The organism is Desulfosarcina cetonica JCM 12296, from assembly GCF_001311845.1.
GTDB lineage: Bacteria > Desulfobacterota > Desulfobacteria > Desulfobacterales > Desulfosarcinaceae > Desulfosarcina > Desulfosarcina cetonica.
The window spans coordinates 1-2,057 of record NZ_BBCC01000402.1; the positions used below are offsets into that span (position 1 = coordinate 1).

1 protein-coding gene is annotated in these 2,057 nt (G+C 65.8%); it reads right to left on the reverse strand.

Features of this window, described 5'->3' with window-relative positions; translation table 11 throughout:
* Nucleotides 1-2,057 (reverse strand): FMN-binding glutamate synthase family protein (locus JCM12296_RS34350; RefSeq protein WP_246805310.1); only part of this gene is annotated, 2,057 nt, incomplete at both ends.

Consider the following 2,057-nt stretch of genomic DNA (forward strand, 5'->3'; position numbering starts at 1 on the left):
ACAGCGAAACGCTCGCCGGCCATGCCGCGGATAAACGCCCGGCCGGCGGTGGCGCCGTAAAGGGCCACGTTGCCGATAATGATATTCTCCTCGGCGGCATAGGCAGCCGTGTCCGGCGGGCGGATGGCCAGGACGGCCCCGCAGAGCCCCTTGCCGAAATAGTCATTGGCCTCGCCCCGCACCCGCACGCGAATCCCCGGTGCCCCGAAGGCAAAGAAACTCTGTCCCGCGCTGCCGGCGGCCTCGATCAGGATCGTGTCCTCGGGCAGTCCGGCCTCACCGTATTTACGGGTGATCTCGTAGCTCAGACGGGTGCCCACGCTGCGGCGTACGTTGGCGATGGTAAGCGCGATTTGCACGGCCCGGCCGCCATCCAAGGCTGGCGCGGCCATCTGCACCAGATCGGCATCGGGCGCCTCCGAAGATCGGTCCAGTGACATCCGGGGAATGCACAGTTGCTGGATATGCGTGGGTACGGCCGGCTGCTGAAGAATCGGTGAAAGGTCCAGGTCGCGGGCCTTCCAGTGGTCCAAGGCCGGTCCGGCAGCCAGCCGGTCCACGCGGCCGGCCATCTCGTCGATGCTGCGAAACCCCATTCGGGCCATGATCTCCCGCAGATCCTCGGCGATGAACCGCATCAGCTGAATCAGGTGCTCGGGCTTGCCGGCAAATTTCTTGCGCAGCTCGGGATCCTGGGTGGCGATGCCCACCGGGCAGGTGTTGAGATGGCACACCCGCATCATCACACAGCCCAGGGACACCAGCGAAAGGGTCCCGAAACCGAACTCCTGGGCGCCCAAGAGGCAGGCCACGGCCACATCATGGGCGGTCTTGAGCTGGCCGTCACACTCCAGCACCACCCGATCGCGCAGGCCGTTCATGATCAGGGTCTGCTGGGTTTCGGACAGTCCCAGTTCCCAGGGCAGGCCGCCGTAACGGATGGAAGTCAGCGGCGACGCGCCGGTGCCGCCCACTTCGCCGCTGATCAGAATCACGTCGGCGCCGGCCTTGGCCACGCCGGCGGCCACGGTGCCCACGCCCACCTCGGAAACCAGTTTGACGTTGATGCGCGCCTTGGGATTGGCACAGCGCAAATCATAGATCAGTTGCGCCAGATCCTCGATGGAGTAGATGTCGTGGTGCGGCGGCGGCGAAATCAGTCCCACATAAGGCGTGCTGTGGCGGGTCTTGGCGATCCAGGGATAGACCTTCTCGCCGGGCAATTGCCCGCCCTCGCCCGGTTTGGCGCCCTGGGCCATCTTGATCTGCAGCTCCAGGCCACTGGCCAGGTAGGCGATGGTCACCCCGAAGCGGCCCGAGGCGATCTGCTTGATGGCGCTGTTGCGCAAGTCGCCGTTGGCATCGTGCACGAAGCGGTCGGCATCCTCGCCGCCCTCGCCGCTGTTGCTTTTCCCCCCGAGGCGATTCATGGCGATGGCCTGGGTCTCGTGGGCCTCCTTGCTGATGGAGCCGTAGGACATGGCCCCGGTCTTGAAACGTTTGACAATCTCGCTCCAGGGTTCCACGGCCTCGATGGGCAGCGGGTGGTCGGCGGGCTTGAGGTCGAACAAGCCGCGGAGCAGGCCTTCCTCGCGGTTCATGGAAAGCACGGCGTCGGAAAAGCGTCGCCACGCATCGCCGTCGGACTGGCGCACGGCTTTTTGCAACAGGGGGATGGTTTCCGGGTTGTATTGATGCACCTCACCCTCCCGCCGCCACTTATAACGTCCGCCCGGTGAGAGCAGACGGTCGGCCGGCGCCGGGGATGCGGATTCCGCACCTTCGCAACGCAGGGCGATCTCACGGGCGATGGTATCAATGTCCGCGCCGCCGATGCGCGAGGTCGTGCCGCAGAACCAGCGGTCCACCACCGACCGGTTCAGACCCACGCATTCGAAGATCTGCGCGCCCCGGTAGCTTTGCAGGGTCGAAATGCCCATCTTGGAAATCACCTTGAGCAGCCCCTTGCCCACGGCCGCGACGTATCGGGCGCGGGCGTTCAGGCGGTCCGCATCGCCCAGACGGCCCTCGTCGGCCAGGGCGTCGATGCTGGCCAG